Here is a 23766-nt window from a genome sequence, read left to right on the forward strand (position 1 = left end):
GCTGCCGGCTGCCGCCCGCCCTGAAAACCGGGAGCAATTGATGCTGACCGCCGCACGACCGGCGCACCGCCGCCGCCGGAATCTGCTCATCGCGTCGATCGCCGCCATCCTGATGCTGGCGACGTACGCGGTGACCACGACCCTGACGGCCGCCGCGGCCGACACCCTCCTCTCGCAAGGCAAGACCGCGCTGTCCTCGTCCGACGAGAACGGCGGCACCCCCGCCTCGGCCGCGTTCGACGGCAACACGACCGGCACCCGCTGGTCGTCGGCGGCCGCCGACCCGCAGTGGCTGCGCGTCGACCTGGGCCAGACCGCGACGATCTCGCAGATCAAGCTGTACTGGGAGGCCGCGTACGCGACGGCGTTCAAGCTGCAGACCTCGCCGGACGGCAACACCTGGACCGACATCAAGTCGGTGACCGGGGCGACCGGCGGCACGCAGACCTACGACGTGACCGGCTCCGGCCGGTACGTGCGGATGTACGGCACCGCCCGCGCCACCGGCTACGGCTACTCGCTGTGGGAGTTCCAGGTCTACGGCTCCTACGGCGGCGGCACCGGCGGCTGCGACACCGGCGTCAACGCCGCCCAGGGCAAGCCGGCCACCGCCTCCTCGTCGGAGAACGCCGGCGCCAACGGCCCGGGCCTCGCCGTCGACGGCAACACCGGCACCCGCTGGTCCAGCCAGTTCAGCGACCCGCAGTGGCTGCGCGTCGACCTCGGCTCGACCCAGTCGATCTGCCAGGTCACGATCAACTGGGAGGCCGCGTACGGCAAGGACTTCCAGATCCAGACGTCCAACGACGGCACGACGTTCACCACGGTCAAGACCGTGACCGGCGGCACCGGCGGCATCCAGACCCTCGACGTGGCCGGCTCCGGCCGGTACGTGCGGCTGTACGGCACCGCCCGCGGCACCGGCTACGGCTACTCCGTCTGGGAGTTCATCGTCCGCACCGGCACCGGCCCGACGTCGAACCCGACCACCCCGTCGACCTCGCCGTCCGCGTCGAGCACCCCGTCGACGTCGACCGGCCCGATCCAGGGCGGCGGCGACCTCGGCCCGAACGTCGTCGTGTTCGACCCGTCGCAGTCCACCGCGACCATCCAGGCCAAGCTCGACCAGGTGTTCGCCGCGCAGGAGACCGCGCAGTTCGGCCCCGGCCGGGTGCAGTTCCTGTTCAAGCCCGGCACGTACAACGGCCTCAACGCCCAGATCGGGTTCTACACCTCGATCAACGGCCTCGGCCAGAACCCGCAGGACGTGCGGATCAACGGTGACATCACCGTCGACGCCGGCTGGTTCCAGGGCAACGCCACGCAGAACTTCTGGCGCTCGGCGGAGAACCTGTCCATCTACCCGGTCTCCGGCGTCGACCGGTGGGCCGTCGCGCAGGCCGCCCCGTTCCGCCGCATGGACGTGCACGGCGGCATGACCCTCGCGTCGCCGAACTGCGGCTGGGCCTCCGGCGGCTACATCGCCGACTCCCGGGTCACCGGCAACATCAACCCCTGCTCGCAGCAGCAGTGGTTCACCCGGGACAGCACCATCGGCAGCTGGAACGGCTCGGTCTGGAACATGGTGTTCTCCGGCGTGCAGGGCGCCCCGGCGAACAGCTTCCCGAACCCGCCGTACACGACCCTGCCGACGAGCCCGATCACGCAGGAGAAGCCGTACCTGTACACCGACGCGTCCGGCGCCTACCGGGTGTTCGTGCCGTCGCTGCGCACCAACAGCAGCGGCGCCACCTGGATCAACGGCCAGACCCCGGGCAGCTCGCTGTCGATCAACCAGTTCTACGTCGCCAAGCCGGGCGTCACGGCCGCGACCCTCAACGCCGCCGTCGCGCAGGGCCTCAACCTGCTCTTCACCCCCGGCGTGTACCACCTGAACAGCACCGTCAACATCAACCGCGCCGGCACCGTGGTCCTCGGCCTCGGCTACGCCACGATCGTCGCGGACAACGGCGCCCTGCCGATGGCCGTCGGCGACGTCGACGGGGTCAAGATCGCCAGCCTGCTCTTCGACGCGGGCCCGACGAACTCCCCGGCGCTGCTGCAGGTCGGGCCGAACGGCGCCACCGGCAACCACGCGACCGCCCCGAACCTGATCTCCGACGTGTTCCTGCGCGTCGGTGGCGCGGGCGCGGCCAAGGCCAGCGCGGCCCTGATCGTGAACAACAACAACACGATCATCGACCACATCTGGGCGTGGCGCGCCGACCACGGCGACGGTGCCGGCTGGACCAGCAACCCGTCCGACAACGGCCTCATCGTCAACGGCCAGAACGTGCTCGCCTACGGCCTGTTCGTCGAGCACTTCAACAAGTACAACGTGGTGTGGAACGGCAACGGCGGCCGCACGATCTTCTTCCAGAACGAGCTGCCGTACGACCCGCCGTCGGCCGCCGCGTGGAGCCACGACGGCATCGTCGGCTACGCCGCCTACAAGGTCGCCAACACCGTCACCACCCACGAGGGCTGGGGCATGGGCAGCTACTGCGTGTTCACCACGGACCCGTCGATCGCCGCCTACCACTCGTTCGAGGTGCCCAACACCCCGAACGTGAAGTTCCACAACATCCTGACGGTGTCGCTGGGCAAGGGCTCGATCACCCACGTCATCAACGACACCGGCGCCGCGGCCCTGCCGTCCGCCGTGACCCCGTCCAACGTGGTCAGCTACCCCTGACCCCGGGCTGAACACGAGGGGCCGGTCCTTCGGGGCCGGCCCCTCCCCGCGTTCCCGCGCCGGTCAGCCGTGCGAGACGGTCAGGGCGTAGAACTTCACCTTCGCGCCGTTGGTGGTGCTGTCCGACGAGGACTGGTTGTACGAGCCGGCCTTGAAGTACATGCCGTACTGGTTGAACGACGACGGGATCGGGTAGCTGGTCGTGCTGCCGTTCACCGTCAGGTCGATCCGGTTGCCACCGGAGATGGCGATCACGTAGGACCACCTGACGCCGAGCGGCACGTTGCCGACGAGGTGCAGGGTCTGGCCGCCGTCGGGGGAGTTCTCGGTGCCGAGGTAGATGTCGCCGTTGGGCCGGTAGTACAGCTCCAGCAGCGGCTTCGTCGACGGCCCGCCGGTGCCGAGGTGGACCTGCCCGACGCACACGTTCTTCGTGACGCCCGGCACGCGCAGGGTCGCGCTCATGCGGTGCGCGCCGGCCAGCCGCCAGTCCGCGGCGCTGCCGTCGCGGTTCATCTCCCGCAGCTCCGACCGCGCGTAGTTCGAGTTCGGGGTGGTGACGCCCTTCTCCGGGGCCCAGAACGTCATCGAGCCGTCGGTCTTGTCGGTGAAGAAGTACGCCGGGTTCGTGTACCCGTCCGGCCCGCGCAGCTGCGAGGACGGGATGGTGGTCGGCGCGCCCGGCGAGCCGACCGGCAGCTGCAGCTGCCAGATCGACAGGTCGAAGTTGCCGCCGGGCGCGACCGTCGGGTCGAGCCCGCCCGCCGGCGGGGTCGTCGGCGGGCTGGTCGGCGGGGTCGTGCCGCCGGGCAGGGTCCAGGCCTGGTTGGCCGCGCCGGTGCACGACCAGATCTGCAGCCGGGTGCCGTTGGCGGAGCTCTGGCCGGTCGCGTCGAGGCACTTGCCGGAGCCGGTGTTCACCAGCGTCCCGTTCGCCGCGGTCCACTGCTGCGCCGCGGTGCCGTTGCAGTCGTACAGCTGGATCTTCGCGCCGTTGGCGGTGGACGCGGCGGTGACGTCGAGGCACTTGCCGAGGGCCTGGATCCGGCTGCCGTCGACGGTCCAGGTCTGCGCGGCGGTGCCGTTGCAGTCGTACAGCTGCACGGCGGTGCCGTTGGCCGGGTCGGCTCCGGCGACGTCGACGCATGTGCCGGCGAGGCCGGTGATGGGGCCGGCGGTGGCGGCGCCGGCGGCGGTGCCGCCGAGCGCGCCGGTGACCAGGGCGGCGGTCGCGGCGGTGGCGGTGGCGAGGGCGAGCGTGGTCGGGCGTCGTGGCATGGGCGGTCCTCGGGGTGGGCCCGCCTTGAATAGGCAGGGTGGTTAACAATAAACAACCCTATCGATATGTTGTCAACGATTCCGTGGGCCGCGTGTTGACGAACCGGCACCCATCTGAAATCTTGGATGCCCAGCGTCGCAAGAAATCTGCAGAAACAGTCAAGATTTCGAATGACGCTCTGCAAGCCGCGTAGCAGTCGACCGCCACCGCCTGCTGCCGTCCCCGTCCACCGCCGATCCAGTTCCCACACAGGGCGCACCGACACCCCCGGCGCGCCTCGCCGCCATGCCCGCAGGGCCACGCCCCGCGGGCCCGGTGTGTCGCGCCCTCGCCCCGATGAGAGGCCAAGACGTCATGAGTCAACGAACGTCCAGGTGGCGGCTGTTCGCCGCGGTCCTGGCGACCGCGGTCATCGCCGCCACGATGCCCGCGGCCGCGCGGGCCGCCGGCGGACCGAACCTCGCCCTCGGCAAGCAGGTCCAGGCCAGCAGCGCCAACGGCCCGTACGGCACCGGCAACGTCAACGACGGCAACGCCGGGTCGTACTGGGAGAGCACCAACAACGTCTTCCCGCAGTGGATCCAGGTCGACCTCGGCGCCGCCACCGCCGTCGACCAGGTGGTGCTGAAGCTGCCCACCACCTGGGGCAGCCGCACCCAGACCCTCGCCGTGCAGGGCAGCGTCAACGGCAGCACCTTCAACGACCTGTCCCCGTCCGCGGGGCGGCTGTTCAACCAGTCCTCCGGCAACGTCGTCACCGTCAACTTCACCGCGGCCAGCGTCCGGTACGTGCGGGTCACGATCACCGCGAACACCGGCTGGCCCGCCGGGCAGCTGTCGGAGCTCGAGATCTACGGCGCCACCGGCACCGTCCAGCCGCCGACCGCGCCGGGGAACCTCGCCTACACCCAGCCGGCCTCCGGGCAGATCCGCCTCACCTGGACCGCGTCGACGTCGGCGGCCGGCATCGCCGGGTACACCATCTACGCCAACGGCGCCGTGCGCGCCACCGTCGGCGGCAACGTCCTGGTGTACACCGACACGCAGCCGGACACGGCGACCGTCGAGTACTGGGTGAAGGCCAGCGACCCGGCCGGCACGCTGTCGGCGGAGAGCAACCACGTCACCCGCACCGGCACGACCCCGCCGAACGGCACGAACCTCGCCCAGGGCAAGGCGGTCGAGGCGAACTCGTCGGTGTTCACGTTCGTCGCCACCAACGCCAACGACGGCAACGTCGGCTCCTACTGGGAGTCCAACGGCTTCCCCGGCGTGCTCACCGTGAAGCTCGGCGCCAACGCCGACGTGAGCTCCGTCGTCGTCAAGCTCAACCCCGACACCGCGTGGGGCCCGCGTACCCAGGCCATCCAGGTCCTCGGCCGCGAGCAGTCCGCCACCGGGTTCACCTCCCTCAAGGCCCGCGCCGACTACGGCTTCAGCCCGACGGGCAACCAGAACACCGTGACGATCCCGGTCAGCGGCCGGGTCGCCGACGTGCAGCTGCAGATCTTCACCAACAACGGCGCCCCCGGCGGCCAGGTCGCCGAGCTGCAGGTCATCGGCACCCCCGCGCCCAACCCGGACCTCGTCGTCACCGCCCTGACGTGGTCACCGGCGGCGCCGACGGAGACCACCCCGGTCACCGTGTCGGCGACCGTGCGCAACGCCGGTACCGCCGCCGCCGCGGCCACCACGGTCAACGTCAACGTCGGCGGGGCCTCCGCCGGCACCGCCGCGGTCGGCGCGCTCGCCGCCGGCGCGTCCACCACCGTCACCGTCAACGCCGGCACCCGCGCCATGGGCAGCTACCCGGTGTCCGCGACGGTCGACCCGGCGAACACGGTCGCGGAGCAGAGCGAGTCCAACAACGCGTTCACCGCCTCGTCGCAGCTGGTCGTCGCCCAGGCGCCCGGCCCGGACCTGCAGGTGCTCGGCGTGTCGTCGAACCCGGCGAACCCGGCGGTCGGCGCGGCCGTCAGCTTCACCGTCACCGTCAACAACCGCGGCACCACCGCCAGCGGCGTCGCCACCGTCACCCGGGTCACCGTCGGCGGGACCACGCTCAACGGCACCACGGCGTCCGTCGCGGCCGGCGCCACCGTCTCCGTCGCGATCAGCGGCACCTGGACCGCCACCAGCGGCGGCGCCACGATCACCGCCACCGCAGACGCCACCGGCGTGGTCACCGAGACCAACGAGAGCAACAACAGCTTCTCGCAGGCGATCGTGGTCGGCCGCGGCGCCGCCGTGCCGTACACCTCCTACGAGGCCGAGGCCGGCCAGTACCAGGGCACCCTGGTCACCGCCGACCCGCTGCGCACGTTCGGGCACACCAACTTCGGCACCGAGTCCTCGGGCCGCGCCTCGGTGCGCCTCAACAGCCAGGGCAACTACGTCGAGATCACCTCGACGAACGCGGCGAACTCCATCGTCGTGCGCAACTCGGTGCCGGACTCCGCGTCCGGCGGCGGCGCCGACTACACGATCAGCCTCTACGCCAACAACGTGTTCGTGCAGAAGCTGACGCTGTCGTCGCGCTACAGCTGGCTGTACGGCACGACCGACGACACCGAGTCGCTGTCGAACTCGCCGCAGGCCGACGCCCGCCGCCTGTTCGACGAGTCGCACGCGCTGCTGGCCAGCTCCTACCCGGCCGGCACCAAGTTCAAGCTGCAGCGCGACGCCGGCGACACCGCGGCGTTCTACTACATCGACCTGATCGACCTGGAGCAGGTCGCGCCGGCGCTCAGCCAGCCCGCCGGGTGCACGTCGATCACCACGTACGGCGCCGTGCCCAACGACGGCATCGACGACACCGCCGCCATCCAGCGCGCCGTCAACGACGACATGAACGGCGTCATCAGCTGCGTGTGGATCCCGGCCGGCCAATGGCGGCAGGAGCAGAAGATCCTGTCCGTCGACCCGACCCGCGGCCAGTACAACCAGAAGGGCATCCGCAACGTCACCATCCGCGGCGCCGGCATGTGGCACACGCAGCTCTACACCCTCACCGAACCGCAGAACGTGGTCGGCAACATCAACCACCCGCACGAGGGCAACGTCGGCTTCGACATCGACGACAGCACGCAGATCTCCGACCTCGCCATCTTCGGCGGCACGACCAACCGCGCCAACCGCGGCCACGGCCTCAACGGCCGCTTCGGCAAGAACACGAAGATCAGCAACGTCTGGATCGAGCACGTCAACGTCGGCGCCTGGGTCGGCCGCGACTACAGCGACACCCCGGCGTACTGGAACCCGGGCGACGGCCTGGAGTTCACCGGCATGCGCATCCGCGACACCTTCGCCGACGGCATCAACTTCTCCAACGGCACCCACAACTCGCGGGTCTTCAACTCCTCGTTCCGCACCACCGGCGACGACTCCCTCGCCGTGTGGGCCAACCCGCGCGTCAAGGACCCCGCGGTGGACATCGCCCACGACAACCACTTCACCAACAACACCGTCCAGCTGCCGTGGCGCGCCAACGGCATCGCCATCTACGGCGGCTACGGCAACGGCATCGAGAACAACCTCGTCTCCGACACGATGAACTACCCCGGCATCATGCTGGCCACCGACCACTCGCCGCAGCCCTTCAGCGGCACCACGGTCATCGCCAACAACGGCCTGTACCGCTGCGGCGGCGTGTTCTGGAACGAGGACCAGGAGTTCGGCGCCATCACCCTGTTCCCGTCGTCGCTGGACATCGTCGGCGTCACCATCCGCGACACCGACATCGTCGACTCCACCTACGACGGCATCCAGTTCAAGAACGGCGGCGGCAACATGCCGAACGTCGCCATCGCAGGCGTCCGCATCGACAAGTCCAACAACGGCGCGGGCATCCTCGCCATGGCCGGCGCCCGCGGCAACGCCACCCTGACGAACGTGACCATCACCAACTCCGCCGACGGCGACATCGTCAAGGAGCCAGGCTCGACGTTCGTCATCACCGGCAGCTGAGTCCGCCGCCGCTCCAACCGCGGGCCCGTCGTGCTGACGGGCCCGCGGTGCTCGAGTGGCGACCACGATACGTCCAGGCGTCGCGTGACGTGTCCGGGGTCGAAATCACCCGTCAAGTGCGCCGCCTGCGGTGCATCGGAGGTCCGGGGTGAGCGTCCCCCGGCCGGCCCGCGGCCTGCCGCGCCGAGGTCAGGAACTGTGCTCGACGCGGACCGAGAGGCGGGTCGTGCCGATGACGATCTCGTCGCCGGGGTTGACGGTGGCGGAGGTGACCTTCTGGCCGTTGACGCGGGAGCCGTTCGCCGAGCCGAGGTCGGTGAGGGTGAGCCGGTTGCCGTCGAAGTCGAGGCGGGCGTGCTGGCGGGACGCGCCGGTGTCGGCGAGGCGCAGGTCGGCCTGCTCGCCGCGGCCGATGACGGTGGAGCCGCGCTGGACGGCGTGCGTCTGGCCGTCGTCGGTGACGAGGCGCACGCCGCTGTCGGGGCCGCGGCGGGTGCGCTGGTCGGCGCCGGTGTAGACCTGGGCGTCGACGCGGAAGAGGCCGGTCTCCAGGGTCTCGTCGCGGGCGACCTCGACGAGGATGTCGCCGTAGACGGCCCAGCCCTGCTCGCCGATGTACTCGGCCTGGGACTGGGCGAGCTCCTTGGCGAGGGCGGCGGCGTACGGGGCGAGCCGGTCGTGGTCGGCGGGGGACAGCACGATCACGTAGCGGTTCGGCACCAGGACGCGGCCGCCCGGCAGGCCGGTCTTGCCGGCGTTGGCCTCGCCCTGCATCGCGTTGAGGATCTCCACCGGGTGGACGACACCCTTGAACACCTTGGCGAACGCGCCTTCGACCAGGCCCTCGAGCCGCTTCTCGAACCGCTGCAAACCACTCACGGGGTCAACGGTAGCGCCCATGAACATTTCATCGGCGTCGTGGTGCCGACAGTCCCGTCACACCCCAGCTGAGCTGGGAAAAGGACCGGGCCGGGGGTGTCCCGGGACACGACTTGCGCTGGCGTCACGAAAAAAGGGCGTCCAGGATCGCCGGTCATGAAGGTCTTGCACAGACGTGGTCTCCTCGCGGTGGGCGCCGCCTCCGCCCTCGCAGTTACCGGCATCGTCGTCCTGCCCGCGGTCAACGCGTCCGCCGCGAGCGGCTGCCGGGTCACGTACACGGCGAACTCCTGGCCGGGCGGGTTCACCGGCACCATCACCATCACGAACCTCGGCGACGCCGTGAACGGTTGGACGCTCGGCTTCACGTTCCCCGACGCGGGGCAGCGGGTCGGGCAGGGCTGGTCGGCGACGTACAGCCAGAGCGGCAGCGCCGTCACCGCGCGCAGCCTCGACTACAACGGTGCGCTCGCCACCGGCGCGTCGACCAGCATCGGCTTCAACGGCACGTGGACGGCCAGCAACCCGTCGCCGTCGACGTTCACGCTCAACGGCGTGACGTGCTCGGGGACGGTCACGAACAGCCCGACGCCGAGCCGGACGCCGAGCACGTCGCCGAGCGTGTCGACGAGCCCGTCCACGCCGACCGGCGGCGGCACGCCGCTCGCCGCCAACGGGCAGCTGCACGTGTGCGGCGTGAACCTCTGCAACCAGAACAACAAGGCGATCCAGCTGCGCGGGATGAGCACCCACGGCATCCAGTGGTTCGCCTCGTGCGTCAACACCACGTCGGTGGCCGCGCTCGCCGACGACTGGAAGGCCGATCTGCTGCGGATCGCCATGTACGTGCAGGAGCAGGGCTACGAGACCAACCCGGCCGGGTTCACCAACCAGGTGAACCAGTACGTGGACCTGGCCGAGTCCAAGGGCCTGTACGCGATCATCGACTTCCACACCCTGACCCCGGGCGACCCGAACTACAACCTCGACCGGGCCAAGACGTTCTTCGCCGCGGTGTCGGCGCGCAACGCGAACAAGAAGAACGTCATCTACGAGATCGCCAACGAGCCCAACGGCGTCACGTGGCAGCAGATCAAGAACTACGCGGAGCAGGTCATCCCGGTCATCCGGGCGAACGACCCGGACGCGGTCGTCATCGTCGGCACCCGCGGCTGGTCGTCGCTGGGCGTGTCCGACGGCGCCGACGAGAACGAGATCGTCGCGAGCCCGGTGAACGCGACGAACATCATGTACGCGTTCCACTTCTACGCCGCGTCGCACAAGGACAACTACCGCACGGTGGTGTCCCGGGCGGCGGGCCGGCTGCCGCTGTTCGTGACCGAGTTCGGCACGGTCAGCGCGACCGGCGGCGGCGCCGTCGACCTGTCCAGCAGCGCCGCCTGGCTGGACCTGCTCGACTCGAAGAAGATCAGCTACGCGAACTGGACCTACTCGGACGCGAACGAGAGCAGCGCCGCGTTCAAGCCGGGCACCTGCGCGGCGGGCAGCTACACCAACTCCTCGTCGCTGAGCGAGTCCGGCGCCTGGGTCCGCGGCCGGATCCGCACCGCCGACAACTTCTGAGGCCGACGAACCACCCACGAAACAGCCGGCACCGAACAGCCACCACGAGAAACCGCCACGAAGGAAGGGGGCGGGGCCGGTCATCCGGCCCCGCCCCCGCGGCGTCACACCACCAGGTGCCCGTCGCGCTTCACCACGCGGCCGTCGACGAGCACGGTGCGCACGTCCGTGGCCGTCAGGCACGACACGACCGCCCCGGCCCGCTCGCCCGTCAGGTGCCCGAGCCCGTCGAGCAGGAGCAGATCCGCGCGTCTGCCGGCCTCGACGGTACCGACGACGCCGCCGAGACCGACGGCCCGCGCACCGTCGGCCGTGACGGCCCGCAGCAGGTCCGCGGCCGGCGGCAGCGACGCCGAGCCGGTCGCCAGCCGGGCGGTGCGCAGCGTGTCGCGCAACGGCTCGAACAGGTCCGGCGGGTTGTTGATGACGACGTCGACGCCGAGCGCGGGGCGGGCGCCGGCGTCGGCGAGCCGCCCGTACGCCGACGCGCCGTGCCCCATGACCGCCTCGACCGTCGGCGTCACCACCACCGCGGTGCCGGTGTCGGCGAGCAGCTTCGCGTCGCCGGCGGTGACCGCGTTCAGGTGCACCAGTTGCAGGTCCGGGCCGAGCAGGCCGGCGTCGTGGAGCCGCCGCACGGTGGCGCCGCCGGCGTGCGCGGCCACCGTGAGCCCGAGGTCGCGGCCGAACGTGAGCTGCGCGACGGCCTCGTCCCAGTCGCCGTAGTCGGGGCCCAGGATCGCCAGGGCGCCGGTGACCCGGCCGGTGCGGGCCGCGAGCCGTCGCACGTCCGCGGTCGCCGACGGGTCGCCGTGGCCGACGACGGCGCGGATACCGGACGCCTCGAACGCCTCGACGATCGCGTCGGTGTGCTCGGGGGAGCGGGTCGCGTTGCTGTAGTCGAAGACCGTGGTGATCCCGGCGTCCAGGGCGAGCGCCGCACCGAGCCGGGTCGCCGCGGCCGCGGCGGCGGGGGTCATGGCGTGCAACGCGGTGCCGAGGACCTCGGCGAAGTAGCGGGGCAGCCCCATGTCGGCGCCGGTGCCGCGCAGCGGCGCCTGCCACACGTGGCGGTGCGCGTCGACGAACCCCGCGGTCACGGTCAGCCCGGTCGCGTCGATGACCTCGCAGCCGGGCGCGGCCCGGGCCTCGAGACCCGGGGCGACGGCGGTGATGACGCCGTCGGTGCAGAGCACGTCGGTGCCCGGCAGCTCGGGACCGCTGCCGGGCACGACGTGGGCGTTACGGACAAGAACCTGGCGTGACACGTACACCTCCGAAGAAAGCTTTTGAGAAAGCTATCTTGAAAGTGAGGTGTCGGGCAAGTCAGCTGGCGGTGCAGCTCACCGCCGGTGCCGTGTTGGTCCCGGTCCAGGCGCCGTTGAAGCCGAAGGTCGTGGACGCCCCGGCGCCGAGCTTGCCGTTGTAGTTGACGTTCGTGGCGGTCGAGACGCCGCCGGCCGAGGTGACCGTGGCGTTCCAGTACGAGGTGATCGTCTGGCCGTTCGCCCAGGTCAGCTTCACGGTCCAGCCGTTGATCGGGTTGGCGCCGGCGGTGACGGTGACGGTGGCGCCGAAGCCGCCCGACCACTCGCTGGTCTTGGCGTAGGACGCCGCGCAGCCGCCGGGCGGCACGCTGGTGCTGCGGCTCGGGCTCGCGCTGGCGCTCGGGCTGGTGCTGCGGCTCGGCGACGCGCTGGCCGAGGCGCTGTCCGTCGGGCCGGTGCCGCCGGTGAAGATCACGTCACTGCACAGGTAGTACGACTGGTCGAGGTGGCTGGCCTGCCAGATGGTGTAGATGACGTGCCGGCCGGTCCGCGAACCGGCGTTGACCTGCGCCTGGTACTGCCCCGCCGGCGCGTACCGCCCGGTGGTGTTGACCAGCTCGAGGCTCGCCCACGTCAGCGGCTGCGTGGTCGGGTCGAAGCCCTGCTTCGTGATGTAGATGCGCAGGTAGTCGGCGCCGTGCTGGGCGGCGTCGGTGAGGGTCAGCGTGAAGTTGTTCGGCTTCGTCGCGGCGACCCAGTTGCCGACCGTGTCCAGCGACGCGTACCGGCCGTTCTGCGTGCGCCCGCCGCTGCAGAGCTGGCCGTCGGGGATGGCGGCCTGGTGGTTGCCGGCGACGCCCTCGCGGTAGAGGCCGTTCCAGTTCCACATGGTGTCCGGGTTCGCCTGCCAGGCCTGGGCGCACATCGGGTCGGTCTGCGCCATGTTCGGGTTCAGGTGATCGCTGCCCCACCGGGCCCAGCAGCCGTAGTTACGCGACGGCGGGTCGGTGACCGAGCCGTGCGCGCCGGCCGGGCTCTGGGCGACCACGACCGCCGCCACGGCGGCGGTCAGGACGGCGGTGGCGCCGATGGTGAGGCGTTTACCGAGGGCTGAAAGTTGCACAAGGAGCTCCGTCACGTCGATGCGAAATGCGTGCATGGCGGCGCCTGCGGTCCAGCTCAGAGGCTGTCCGCGGCGCTGTGCGGCTCCCGCGTCCATGATACCTGTCCATGGATCGCGACGAATGCGCGGCGTGGACGGCCGGGGCCGCGTCCTTGACGGGTCGGCCGGGCGGGTCCTACGGTCCACAGTCACAACCACATATCGCGCTGCACGACCCGCGACGGGAGAGTCCCCGGTCACCACCCGGGGCGCCGAAGGAGCAACGCTCCCCAGAATCTCTCAGGCACCGGTACCGCCGCGGTCAGGCGACTCTGGAAAGTCAGGACGATCGCTGTCCTGCGCCCACGGTGCAAACCGCACGGCTGCCCGCCGGCGGTGAAGCTCTCAGGTTCCGATGACAGAGCGGGGAGGTCACCCACCAGGGTGCCGTCCGCGACGGCGCCCGGACCCAGGGGAGCCTCCCGTGACACCGCTGTCCGACGTGCACCGCGAGCCGGGTGCCACCTTCACCGACCTCGCCGGCCGGCGCATGCCGCCGAGCCCCGCGCGGTGCGCCGCGCCGCCGGCCCGTTCGGCCTCGCCCACCGGCGCGGCCGCCGGCGCCGTCACCAGCGGCGCGCCGTCGCCGGCGCTCGGCCACCCCGCCGCGACGGCCTCCGTGCCCACCTGCCGGTCCACGCCCGGCCCCCCGCTCACCGTCCAGGCCCGCGGCACCGGCACCCGGCGGTCGCCGGACGCCACGGACGTCGCGCCGCCCTTCCACTCCAGGCAAAGGTGAACCTCATGATCCCGACACAGCGGCGCGGCACCCGCGACCACGAGTGGCTGCACGACGGCGTCGTGGGCAGCACCGCGCTCGGCGACATCGTCCACGTGCGGCTGCCCGGCGTCGGCGCGACCGTCACCGCCGGGCTGCTCGACGCCGCGCCGGCCGGGTGAGCCAGGTGGCGTTGAGCGCGTTCGACCTGTACTCCGTCGGCATCGGCCCGTCCTCGTCGCACACCGTCGGCCCGATGCGCGCCGCCCGCAGGTTCGCGTCCACATTGGACGGCCAGCGGGTCGGCCGGGTGCGCGCGGAGCTGTTCGGCTCGCTCGGCGCCACCGGGCACGGCCACGGCTCGGCGAAGGCCGTCGTCCTCGGACTGCTCGGCGAGGACCCCGCGACCGTCGACACCGACACCGCCGACGAGCGCGTCGCGCAGATCCGCCGCGCCGGCCGGCTGCGGCTCGCCGGCGGCGCGACCGTCGCGTTCGACGCCGACATCGTGCTGCACCGCCGCCGGTCCCTGCCCGAGCACCCCAACGGCATGCGCTTCCACGCCTGGGACCCGGACGGGCGGCCGGTGTCGCAACGCACCTACTTCTCCGTCGGCGGCGGGTTCGTCGTCGGCGACACCGGGATCGTGCCGGACACCACCACCGTGCCGCACCCGTTCAGCACCGGCGGCGAGCTGCTCGCCCTGTGCCGCGACCTGGACCTGCCGGTCAGCGCCGTCATGTACGCCAACGAACGCGCCTGGCGGCCCGCCGCCGACACCCGCGCCCACCTGCTGCACCTGTGGTCGGTGATGCAGGCGTGCGTGGCCCGCGGCTGCGCCCGCGAAGGGGTCCTGCCCGGCGGCCTGCGCGTGCCCCGCCGCGCCCCCGCCCTGTACCGCGATTTGAAGGCCGACGAGGGCACCCGCGACCCGCTGCGCGTCCTGGACTGGGTCAACCTCTTCGCCCTCGCCGTCAACGAGGAGAACGCCTCCGGCGGCCGGATCGTCACCGCACCCACCAACGGCGCCGCCGGGATCATCCCCGCCGTCCTGCACTACTACACCCGGTTCGTGCCCGGGGCCACCGACGACGGCGTCGCCCGGTTCCTGCTCACCGCCGCCGCCATCGGCATCCTCATCAAGGGCAACGCCTCCATCTCCGGCGCGGAGGTCGGCTGCCAGGGCGAGGTCGGGTCGGCGTGCGCGATGGCCGCCGCCGGGCTGTGCGAGGTCCTCGGCGGCACCCCCGCCCAGGTCGAGAACGCCGCCGAGATCGGCCTCGAGCACAACCTCGGCCTCACCTGCGACCCGGTCGGCGGCCTGGTGCAGATCCCGTGCATCGAACGCAACGCCATCGCCAGCGTCAAGGCGATCAACGCGGCGCGGCTCGCGCTCAACGGCGACGGCAGCCACAAGGTCACCCTCGACAAGGCGATCCGCACCATGCGCGACACCGGCCGCGACATGTCCGTGAAGTACAAGGAGACGGCCCGCGGCGGCCTCGCCGTCACCGTCATCGAATGCTGACCCGGCCGCCGGCACCGGTGCGGGCGGCGACCGGCCACCCGGACCCGACCTACCGGTGACCGAACGTCACCGGTGACGCCGCCGGGTGGCGTGCCGCCGCCCGGCGCCGCCGGCCCCGGTGGGACCGGCGGCGGCGCGAAACTTTCAGGCCGGGCGGCGGGCGACGGCGATCACGGACTGGCCGAAGGGCGGCGTGACGAACCGTTCCGCGAGGCGGGTCATCGGCGCGACCGTCGAGTCGTAGAACTTCACCATGAGACCGGGGCCCGGCTTCTGCCGCAGCAGGCACGTCGACACGTAGTAGCCGATGAGGCCGAGGGAGTTGGCGTAGTGCAGCCGCTCGATCTGCAGGTCGGCGGCGAGCAGGACCTCCCGCATGGTCTTGCGGGTGTACCGGCGCACGTGCCCGGTGGCGATGTCGGCCGGACCCATCGCGAACGGGAACGCCGGCACCACGATGACCACGTAGCCGCCGGGTCGCACCAGGGACCGCATGGTGCGCAGCGCGCCCAGGTGGTCCTCGATGTGCTCCAGCACGTTGTAGGACACGGCGGCGCTGTGCTCGGCGGTCACGTCGCTGGGCAGCATCAGCTCGCGGATCGCCACCTCGCGGTTGCCGGAGAACCGCTCCTTGAGCGCGAGCAGCCGGTCCGGGTCGGCCTCGGTGACCGTCATGCGGGGCGCGTGCTCGAGCCATTCCGCGGCGTAGTCGCCGAGGCCGGCGCTGACCTCGATCGGGTCGTCACCGAGATAGGGTGTGGCGAACGAGACGAACCATTTGCGATGGTTCTTCGCCATCGCGAGGCCCTCCAGGACCTCCGACTGGATCAGCTGGTCACCGAGGATCTCCGCACTACGATCCCGATCGCCTCCAGGCGGCACGGCGTTCTCCTCGGTAGCTCGGCGATCCAAACGATCTGATCATGTTATCCGGAATTGGCGTAGTTTATCGACGTCGATGCTCCAGGGCCAGTACGTGCGCCGCGGGCGTGCGTCCGGCTATGGTCTCATCCGTGAAAATCGGCGGAAAGAACGCGCTTGTCGTCGTGAGCTACGTGGTCTTCTCCGTCGTGCTGTTCCAGCATCTGTGGGCGGCGCCGCAGGAGCGGATGCTCGCCGACAACAACCAGGACCAGGTGTTCTTCGAGTGGGTGCTGACGCACGCCGCGCGGCTGTTCACCCACGGTGACTCCCCGATCTTCACCGACCAGCTCAACGCGCCGCTGGGCGTGAACCTGATGGCCAACACGTCGATCCTCGGGCTCGCCCTGCCGCTCGCCCCGGTGACCCTGCTGTTCGGCGCACCGGTCACGTTCGCGCTCATCAGCACCATCGCCCCCGCCGGCACCGCGATCTCCTGGTTCTTCATGCTGCTGCGCTGCGAGGTCGTCCGGTCCCGCACGGCAGCCTACCTGGGGGCACTGTTCTGCGGCTTCGCCCCGGCGATGGTGTCGCAGACGACCGCGCACCCCAACATCGCCGGCCAGTTCATGATCCCGCTGATCCTGTGGGCGGTGTTCCGGATGCGCCAGCCCGGCGACACGGTCCGCAAGGGCCTCGTCCTCGCCGGCCTCGTGGTGTACCAGTGCTTCATCAACGAGGAGGTCCTGTTCCTGGCGGCGTTCGCGTTGCTGGTGTTCCTCCTGGTGTACCTGCGGCCGAGCGAGATGCTGCCGGCGGCGCGGGCGGCCCTGCCGGCGCTCGGCGTCACCGCCCTGGTCGCCGGGGTCGTCATGGCGTACCCGCTGTGGCACCAGTTCACCGGCCCGCAGGCGTACCACGGGCTGCCCGACTTCGTGCACGGCTTCAGCGCGGACTTCGCCTCGTTCTCGAACTTCAGCCGCCGCTCGATCCTCGGCGACGTCACCCGCATCGAGAAGCTCGGCGGCCCGACCGAGGAGAACACGTTCTTCGGCTGGCCGCTGCTGCTGCTCCTGCCGGCGGCCGCGGTCGCGCTGTGGCGGCACCGGGGCGCCCGGGCGCTGTTCGTCACCGCCGTCGTGTTCGCGCTGCTGTCGCTCGGCCCGGTCGTGCGGTACCAGGGCGAGGAGACCACCTGGCACGGCCCGTGGCGGTTCCTGGTCGACCTGCCGCTGTTCGACTCGGTCGTGCCGACCCGGGTCGCGCTCGTCGTCACCCCGCTCGTCGGGGTGCTCCTGGCCATCCTCGTCGACCGGTTCATCGTCGCCCCGCAGGTCAGCGAGGCGGCCGCGGTCGAGTCCGCCCCGGCGGCCGAGGACGCAGCCACGGACAAGGCGCTGGACGAGCCGGAGGCACGGTCGCTCGACGAGGGGTCGTTCGCTTCCGAACCGCCGGTCGACGTGGACGACGAGCCGCTGCCGGTGGCGGGGCGCTGGCTGTGGACGGCCGCCCTCGCCATGGCGCTGCTGCCGCTCATCCCGACGCCGCAGCCGGCGAACGACCGCCCCCTGCCGCCGGTGTTCTTCAGCAGCGGCATGTGGCGCGAGCACGTGCCGCAGCAGGCGACCGTGGTCGTCATCCCCGGCGGCTGGTGGGAAGGGCTCGACGCGATGCGCTGGGCCGTCGACGCCCGCATCGACTTCAAGATCGCCGGCGGGTACTTCCTCGCCCCGGATCCGAACGACCCGGAGCACAGGGCCATGTTCGGCCCCACGTACCCGCCGACCTGGAGCCTGCTCGGGCAGGTCGGCAACGACGGGGTGGTGCCGGTCCTCGCCCCGGAGCAGATCGCGCAGGCCCGCGCGGACCTGGCCTACTGGAAGGCGGACCGGGTCATCCTCGCCGACGGCCACGGCAACAGCGACGCCATCCGGCAGACCGCCGACCAGCTGTTCGGCCCCGGCGAGCACATCGCCGACGTGTGGGTGTGGAAGGTGCAGCGGTAGGCGGCTCTCAGCCGGCCGCGCGCACCACGAGGTCCTCGATCGTGTACAGGAACGTCTCCATGTCGGCGCGGGGCATGAGCGCGCTGTCCGCGGTCATCGCCAGCTCCAGCGCGCCGGGCGCGTCCTGCGCGTCGAGCGCGAACGACACGCCCCGGCGCGGCTCGTGCTCCACCGGCCACGTCAGCCGGGTACGGGCCAGCGCCTCCCGCAGCGGCGCCGGCACGGGCGCGGCGAAGTTCAGCGCCGGCATCAGTCCCCGCTGGTCGTTGACGAAGCAGGAGTGGTCGGCGGGGTGCGGCAGCGCCGCGACCGCACGGTCCAGGGCGAGCTTGTCGTAGTACGCGTGCCGCTGCGCGGACAGCGCCGCGCCGAACGTGCGCCGGACCAGGTCCGGGAAGTCGCCGCCGCCGGTGTCCGTGAGGTGGAACAGCCCTTCCTGCGCGATGGTGGTGACCCCGCCGGTCATCCCGGGCAGGAACCGGTTGTTGACGACCACCTGGAAGACGGCCTCGTCGACGCCGGTCAGCCGGGCGGCGGACGCGGCCGCCGCGGCGAGCACGACCGCGGCCGGGCTGACCGACATCGTCGCCGCGACCCGGTCCAGGGCCAGGCCGAGCGCGGGGGAGTTGAGCACCGCGTTGGGGAACGTCGCGGCCGGCGGCCGGCCCGCCCGCGCCGGGAACAGGCTCGCCGGGCCCCGGCCGAGCTTGTCCAGCCACGAGCGCCGGGCGGCGGCGTCGCGGCGGCGGCCCCGCTGCGACGTCTGCAGCGCCGCCTCCTCGAGCGGCTGCAGCAGGTCCCGCTCCGGCAGCGGCCCGCGCAGCAGCGCGGCGAAGTCGGCGAGGAGGTTGCGCAACCCCCAGCCGTCGGAGGCGGTGTGGGACAGGAAGAACACCACGTAGCGCACGCCGCCGCCGGCGTGCACGACACCGACCCGCAGCGGCCACTGCCGTTCGGCGTCGAACGGCACCGCGAGCAGCTCGTCGCGCAGCGCGTACGCCGCCTCCGTCACCGTGTCCGGGGTCGCCGGGCGGGTCACCACGGGGATGCCGCCGGCGGCGTGCACGACCTGCTCGACGCGGCCGTCGTCGGTGGTGCGCAGCCGGGTGCGCAGCGACTCGTGCAGCAGCACCAGGTCCCGCACCGCGGCCTCGACCCGGTCGGCCGGCACCGGCTCCGGCAGCGGCAGCCCGCCGGAGACGTTGTACCGGGCCGCGTCGGTGCCGAGGTCGCGCACCACGTCCCAGATCGCCTGCTGTCCCCAGGTCGCCGGTCCGGCGCCGGCCCGGCCGCCGCTGAACGTGACCTCCGACCGCCGGTCCGCCGCCGCCTGCGCCACCACCATGCCCGCTCCCACCCGTCGTCGGCCCGCCCGCCCTGCGCCCGAGTCTCGTGCACCGCCGCGCGGATGTCGACGGCGCCGCGAAGCTGTATATGCAGTGCTCCGTACGGTCCTCAGGTCCCCGCCGGGGCTGCCGATGGCATGCGGTGACGAACATTCGCGGCCGGCTGGCGGCCTCGGCGGGCGCCGGGGCGCTCGTCCAGCTGCTCGTCGCCGTCCTGCCCGAGCGGCACGGGGTGGTCGCCGCGTCGGTGCCGCTGGTGCTGCTGTCGGCGTACGCCGCCGCCGGGCATCTCCACCAGGCGCGCGGCGCGCGCGGCCGGATGCTGGCCGGCTGGGCGGTCGCCGCCGTCGCCGCCGCGCTGTGGTCGGTGGCGAACCTGCTGTACCTCGCCGACGCCGTCACCGGCGCCGTCCGGCCCGAGCCGACCGGGGCCGAGGTCGTCAGCCTCCTCGCGGTGGCCCTCACGCCGGTCGCGCTGCTGCTGTGCACGCCCGGGCGGGGCAGCCCGTCGGTGCGGGCGCGCCGCGCCGTCGACGGCACCGTCGTGTTCGGCGCGTTCCTCCTCATCGCGTGGCTGCTGGTGCTGCGCGACGTCCTCGCCGTCGTCGAGCCGCGGGTGTTCTACCTGGCCCTGGTCTTCCCGGCCTTCGAGCTGGTCGGCGGCGCGGTCGCCGTGGTGCTGCTGTCACGCAGTCTCGCCCGCGGCCACGACGCCCTGTCGCTGCTGGCGGTGAGCATGCTGATGTTCACCGTCGTCAACCTCGGCTACATCGCGAACCTCGCGCACGGCAACCCCGCCTACGCGGCCGGGGTCGGCGGCGGGTACACCCTCGCCACCGCCCTCACCGTGCTGGCGAGCCGGTCCGCGGTGCCGCCGCCGGACACCATCGAGTCCGAGCACGGCTCCAGCCGGTGGGGGCTGCTGCCGTACGTGCCGGTCGCCGCCGCGTTCGGCACCGCCGCCGTCCTGCACGCCCGCGACGGCGCCCTCGGCTCCACCGAGGTGTGGCTGCTGCTCGGCACCGCCTGCCTGGTGGTGCTGCGCCAGCTGCTGAGCGCCCGCACCAACCAGCGGCTGCTGCGGGACCTCACCGAGCAGCGGGCGATGCTCGCGCACCTGGCGTACCACGACGCGCTCACCGGCCTGGCGAACCGGGCGCACCTGGCCCGGCTGGCCGCCGAGGAGCTCGCCGCGACCCCACCGGACGGGTCGACCGCCGTGGTCCTGCTCGACCTCGACGGCTTCAAGCAGGTCAACGACGGGCTCGGGCACGCCGCCGGCGACGCGCTGCTGGTCGCGGCGGCGGGCCGGCTCACCGAGGCGGTCGGCGGTGCCGGCACCGTGGCCCGGCTCGGCGGCGACGAGTTCGTGCTGCTGCTGCCACGCGTCGGCGGTGCCCGCGCGGCCGAGGAGGTCGCCGCCCGGGTGCTGGCCCGGCTGGCGGCGCCGCTGACGGTCGCCGGGACCCCGCTGCGCATCCGCGCCAGCGCCGGGGTGGCGCTCGGCCACGGGCCCGGCACCGACCTCGACGCGCTGCTGCGCGACGCCGACCTCGCCCTGTACCAGGCGAAGGCCGACGGCAAGGGCCGCGTCACGAGCCACCGGCGCCCGGCCGCCGCGGCCGTGCTGGAGGTCGCCGCCCGGTAGCCGGCCCGTGGTTGCACACGCAAAAGCGTTCGATCCACCGATTTTCCCGGTGCGACAGTGACGGCAACCACACCGGGGGAGGGAAGACCATGACCGTGCCGTTCGCGCGCCATCTCCAGCAGCACACCACCGGCCTGCGGGTTCTCCGGGCCGGTGCGGTGGTCTGGGACGACGAGGCCGTGCACGCCGAGGCGTACGCCGCCGACCCGCAGCGCTACGCGCTGAGCGCGCTCACCCCCGGGGTCCCCGCCCCGCAGCGGGCCCGGGTGCTGCTGCAGCTGCTGCTCGCCTCCCGCGCCGGGTTCGGCGACGCCGCCCGCGACACCCTCGCCCGGGTCACCCGCGTCCTCGCGCTCGGCCTCGCCCCGGCGGACGTGCTCACGGTGCTGCTCGCCGTGCGCCGCCGCCGCGCCAACCACCGGCACGTCACCCGGACCGTGCTCACGGTGCTGCTCGAGCACCCGCACGCCGCGCAGCTCGTCCGGGCCCGCCGCGCCGTCGCCCAGGACTGCCTCGAGCACGCCCTCGGCCGGGCCACCGCCCGCGCCTGCGCCGCCGCCCTGCGCCGCGGCGAGCGCCCGCACCCCGACCGGCTGCGGTCCGTGCTGCGGCCCGGGAACGCCGCGCTGGTGCCCGCCCTGTACCGGCACCACGACGGCACCGCGCTCGTCGCGCTCCCACCGGCCGGCGGCGACCTCGACCTGACCGGGCCGCGCCCGGCGACCGTCACCGCGACCAACCGCGGCGACCTCGCCGCGACCCTCGTGCACCTGCTGCGCGGCGGGCCGACCGGCGAGCTGCTGCCCGCGGTCGCCCGGTACACCGACGCCGCCGTCGCCGGCCTGCCCCGCTACGAGGGCACGGTCGCGCTGGTGCTGGACGACTCCGCGTCGATGCGCGGCTACGGCGAGCGTGAGTGGGCGGTCGCGTCGCAGGTCGCCGCGCTGCGGCGGGTCCTGGACCGGGTCTGCGCGCGGCTGGTCGTGGTGCGCGCCGGCGGCGTCGCCGGGCGGCCCGGCGGCGCCACCGACCTCGCCACCGCCGTCCTGGACGCGCTGTCGGGCCCGGTGCCGCCGGACGTCGTCGCGGTCGCCTCCGACGGCTACGAGAACGTCCACCCGGGCGACCTCGCGCGGGTCGCCGCGGCGCTGCCCGGCGCCGGGGTGTCCACGCCGGTCGTGTACTGCCAGGCGACGTTCGGCCACGCCGACGACCTGACGCTGCGCCGGCCCGCGCCGGCGCTGCCGCAGCGCACGTTCTGGCACACCGACGACCTGGCGCCGCTCGTGCTGTGGCTGCTGTCGCATGTGGACGGTCCCGCGGCCCGCGCGTGGATCGGCGCCGAGCTGCGCCGCCGGCTCGCCGCCGCCGAGCACGCCCTCACCCTGCCGGCCCGGACCTCGGAAGGAGGACCGCGATGAACCTGCCAGTCCCGGCCGCCGTGGACACCACCGGCTACCGGCTCGGCCCGCCGCAGCGCGCCGGCGCGCTCACCATGGTGCCCGTCTTCGGGCCCGCGTACCCGGGAATCGCGCCGCCGCGCAGCGGGCTGAAGCTCAGCCGGGTCGTCACGTACGGCCAGGTCGAGCTCACCAACCCGGCCGCCGCGGGCGTGGCGATCGTGCCGCTGCACGTCGGCTACATCCAGGACGCCGCGCAGAACCACGCCCTGTGCCGCTCGGCGTTCATCGCCGCGGGGCAGACGCTGCGCTTCGACGACGCGTGCTGCGTCCAGGAGAGCCAGGGCGGCTACCTCGCCGAGCGGGACCAGTGGTTCTTCGTCCTGCCGGTCGAGCTGCGCGCGGCGGCGCTGCGGCTGCGCGGCACCAGCCAGTACAGCAAGCTGTGGGGCGACATCGCCGGCTTCAACGCCCGGCACGGCCTGCCGGCCCGCGGGCACCTGGAGCAGGTGCTGACCCGCAAGCGGGCGGTGCTGACCCAGTACCAGAGCCGCCTGGAGCTGCTCGACGGGCAGCTCGGCGCGCTGTTCGGAATCGGTGACCGGCTCGTCGGGGTGGAGGTCGCGCCGGACCCGGTGTACTTCGCCGAGGTGTGGATGGCGCTGGTCTGCTTCGCCTACGGCCCGGCCGCCTGGTTCGCCGCGCCCGGGCCGGACGTCGCCGACCCGCACGACTCGTTCGCCGCCGGCACCCTCGACGGGGTGCGGGCCGCGCTGCAGCGCCGCCGCCGCCGGGTCGCCGACGAGGTCGGCGAGTGGCTGGCCCGCGCGGCGTGGCAGCCCGGTGAGCTGACCGAGGAGGAGCGGTACCTGGACCTGCGGCTGTCCACCGTGACCGGTGCGGCGGTCGCCGGGCAGGTCGTCACCGACGGTTCGCGGCTGGTGTACGCGTCGCTGTTCGCGGCGGCGTAAACCGGTTGCCGGCCCCCGCCGGATCCGGTTGACTCACAGGCATCGCGGGACTGCGTCAGGCCCGCCCGGCAGGCCCCCCGATTCCAGATCGGGGCACAGCCGCACAGCAAGCGGCCTTTTATGCCGGAGGGGCGCTGACCACCCGGCCCGCGATCGCCACGAAGGCGCCACCCCGGCGGGGGTGGCGCCTTCCGCGTCTTCCGCGCCTTCCCGGCGGTCTGACACGGCGCGGCGCTCTCCGGGCCCGCGCGGTGCTGCGCTCTCCGGGCCCGCGCGGTGCTGCGCTCCGGGCCGCGCGGCGCTCTCTGGGCCCGCGCGATGCTGTCTGGGCCGTGCGCCGCGCTCCTCGGACCCGCGCGCTGCCGCGCTCCGGGCCGCGTGGAGGCGACCGGGCCCGCATCACCCGGTGGCGCTGCGGTGCGCCAGGTCGTGCGGGCCCGAATCAGCGGGGCAAT

16 protein-coding genes and 2 riboswitches are annotated in these 23766 nt (G+C 72.8%); of the genes, 10 read left to right on the forward strand and 6 right to left on the reverse strand.

Going from position 1 to position 23766, the window contains the following annotated elements:
- Window positions 1-40 precede the first annotated feature (40 nt).
- Window positions 41-2695 (forward strand): discoidin domain-containing protein, encoded by a 2655-nt coding sequence (locus tag OP18_RS15410; RefSeq protein ID WP_033359543.1) that lies wholly within the window; start codon window positions 41-43, stop codon window positions 2693-2695.
- 63 nt (window positions 2696-2758) lie between these two features.
- Here OP18_RS15410 and OP18_RS60570 read toward each other — a convergent pair whose 3' ends face one another.
- Window positions 2759-3973, reverse strand: coding sequence for a polysaccharide lyase family 7 protein (locus OP18_RS60570; protein ID WP_081970775.1), 1215 nt, complete (start codon window positions 3971-3973; stop codon window positions 2759-2761).
- Between the two features lie 355 nt (window positions 3974-4328).
- On the opposite strand from OP18_RS60570, the gene OP18_RS15420 reads away from it, so the two are divergent.
- Window positions 4329-7940, forward strand: coding sequence for a CARDB domain-containing protein (locus tag OP18_RS15420; protein ID WP_033359544.1), 3612 nt, complete (start codon window positions 4329-4331; stop codon window positions 7938-7940).
- 189 nt (window positions 7941-8129) lie between these two features.
- Here OP18_RS15420 and OP18_RS15425 read toward each other — a convergent pair whose 3' ends face one another.
- Window positions 8130-8846, reverse strand: a complete 717-nt coding sequence (locus OP18_RS15425; RefSeq protein WP_033359545.1) for an FHA domain-containing protein — start codon at window positions 8844-8846, stop codon at window positions 8130-8132.
- 129 nt (window positions 8847-8975) lie between these two features.
- Here OP18_RS15425 and OP18_RS15430 point away from each other — a divergent pair, with 129 nt between their 5' ends.
- Window positions 8976-10403 (forward strand): cellulase family glycosylhydrolase, encoded by a 1428-nt coding sequence (locus tag OP18_RS15430; protein WP_033359546.1) that lies wholly within the window; start codon window positions 8976-8978, stop codon window positions 10401-10403.
- 104 nt (window positions 10404-10507) lie between these two features.
- Here the strand turns inward: OP18_RS15430 and OP18_RS15435 are convergent, their stop codons facing one another.
- Window positions 10508-11635, reverse strand: coding sequence for an amidohydrolase family protein (locus OP18_RS15435; protein ID WP_052386764.1), 1128 nt, complete (start codon window positions 11633-11635; stop codon window positions 10508-10510).
- A 94-nt stretch (window positions 11636-11729) separates the two neighbouring features.
- Window positions 11730-12794, reverse strand: a complete 1065-nt coding sequence (locus OP18_RS15440; RefSeq protein ID WP_033359547.1) for a lytic polysaccharide monooxygenase auxiliary activity family 9 protein — start codon at window positions 12792-12794, stop codon at window positions 11730-11732.
- A 211-nt stretch (window positions 12795-13005) separates the two neighbouring features.
- Window positions 13006-13099, forward strand: a riboswitch (glycine riboswitch).
- A riboswitch (glycine riboswitch) is annotated at window positions 13100-13205 on the forward strand.
- A gap of 52 nt (window positions 13206-13257) precedes the next feature.
- Here OP18_RS15440 and OP18_RS52540 point away from each other — a divergent pair.
- The 3 genes from OP18_RS52540 to OP18_RS15450 are packed head-to-tail and all read left to right on the forward strand — an operon-like array spanning window position 13258 to window position 15079.
- Entirely contained in the window at window positions 13258-13572 is a 315-nt protein-coding gene (locus tag OP18_RS52540) for a glycine cleavage T C-terminal barrel domain-containing protein (protein ID WP_052386765.1), read from the forward strand.
- Window positions 13573-13577: 5 nt separating this feature from the next.
- Window positions 13578-13733, forward strand: coding sequence for a biotin/lipoyl attachment domain-containing protein (locus OP18_RS57175; RefSeq protein ID WP_245635388.1), 156 nt, complete (start codon window positions 13578-13580; stop codon window positions 13731-13733).
- A gap of 5 nt (window positions 13734-13738) precedes the next feature.
- Window positions 13739-15079 carry an L-serine ammonia-lyase gene (locus OP18_RS15450; protein WP_033359655.1) on the forward strand — a complete coding sequence of 447 codons (1341 nt, stop codon included), beginning with the start codon at window positions 13739-13741 and terminating at the stop codon, window positions 15077-15079.
- A gap of 144 nt (window positions 15080-15223) precedes the next feature.
- Here the strand turns inward: OP18_RS15450 and OP18_RS15455 are convergent, their stop codons facing one another.
- Window positions 15224-15877 (reverse strand): methyltransferase domain-containing protein, encoded by a 654-nt coding sequence (locus OP18_RS15455; RefSeq protein ID WP_052386766.1) that lies wholly within the window; start codon window positions 15875-15877, stop codon window positions 15224-15226.
- 215 nt (window positions 15878-16092) lie between these two features.
- Here OP18_RS15455 and OP18_RS51205 point away from each other — a divergent pair, with 215 nt between their 5' ends.
- The gene (locus OP18_RS51205; RefSeq protein ID WP_156089541.1) at window positions 16093-17946 is read left to right on the forward strand and encodes a DUF6311 domain-containing protein; all 1854 of its coding nucleotides are present in this window, start codon (window positions 16093-16095) and stop codon (window positions 17944-17946) included.
- 7 nt (window positions 17947-17953) lie between these two features.
- Here OP18_RS51205 and OP18_RS15465 read toward each other — a convergent pair whose 3' ends face one another.
- The gene (locus OP18_RS15465; RefSeq protein ID WP_033359550.1) at window positions 17954-19291 is read right to left on the reverse strand and encodes a condensation domain-containing protein; all 1338 of its coding nucleotides are present in this window, start codon (window positions 19289-19291) and stop codon (window positions 17954-17956) included.
- Window positions 19292-19434: 143 nt separating this feature from the next.
- Here OP18_RS15465 and OP18_RS52545 point away from each other — a divergent pair, with 143 nt between their 5' ends.
- The 3 genes from OP18_RS52545 to OP18_RS15480 all read left to right on the forward strand — a co-directional run bounded on the left by OP18_RS52545 (window position 19435) and on the right by OP18_RS15480 (window position 23311).
- Entirely contained in the window at window positions 19435-20940 is a 1506-nt protein-coding gene (locus OP18_RS52545) for a GGDEF domain-containing protein (protein ID WP_052386768.1), read from the forward strand.
- Window positions 20941-21029: 89 nt separating this feature from the next.
- A complete protein-coding gene (locus OP18_RS57180; RefSeq protein WP_052386769.1) occupies window positions 21030-22361 on the forward strand; it encodes a hypothetical protein in 1332 nt (443 codons plus the stop codon).
- The gene (locus OP18_RS15480; RefSeq protein ID WP_033359551.1) at window positions 22358-23311 is read left to right on the forward strand and encodes an ARPP-1 family domain-containing protein; all 954 of its coding nucleotides are present in this window, start codon (window positions 22358-22360) and stop codon (window positions 23309-23311) included. The genes OP18_RS57180 and OP18_RS15480 overlap by 4 nt, the downstream gene beginning before the upstream one ends.
- The last annotated feature ends 455 nt before the right edge of the window (window positions 23312-23766 follow it).

Origin of the sequence: Dactylosporangium aurantiacum (assembly GCF_000716715.1) — a bacterium.
Classification (GTDB): domain Bacteria; phylum Actinomycetota; class Actinomycetes; order Mycobacteriales; family Micromonosporaceae; genus Dactylosporangium; species Dactylosporangium aurantiacum.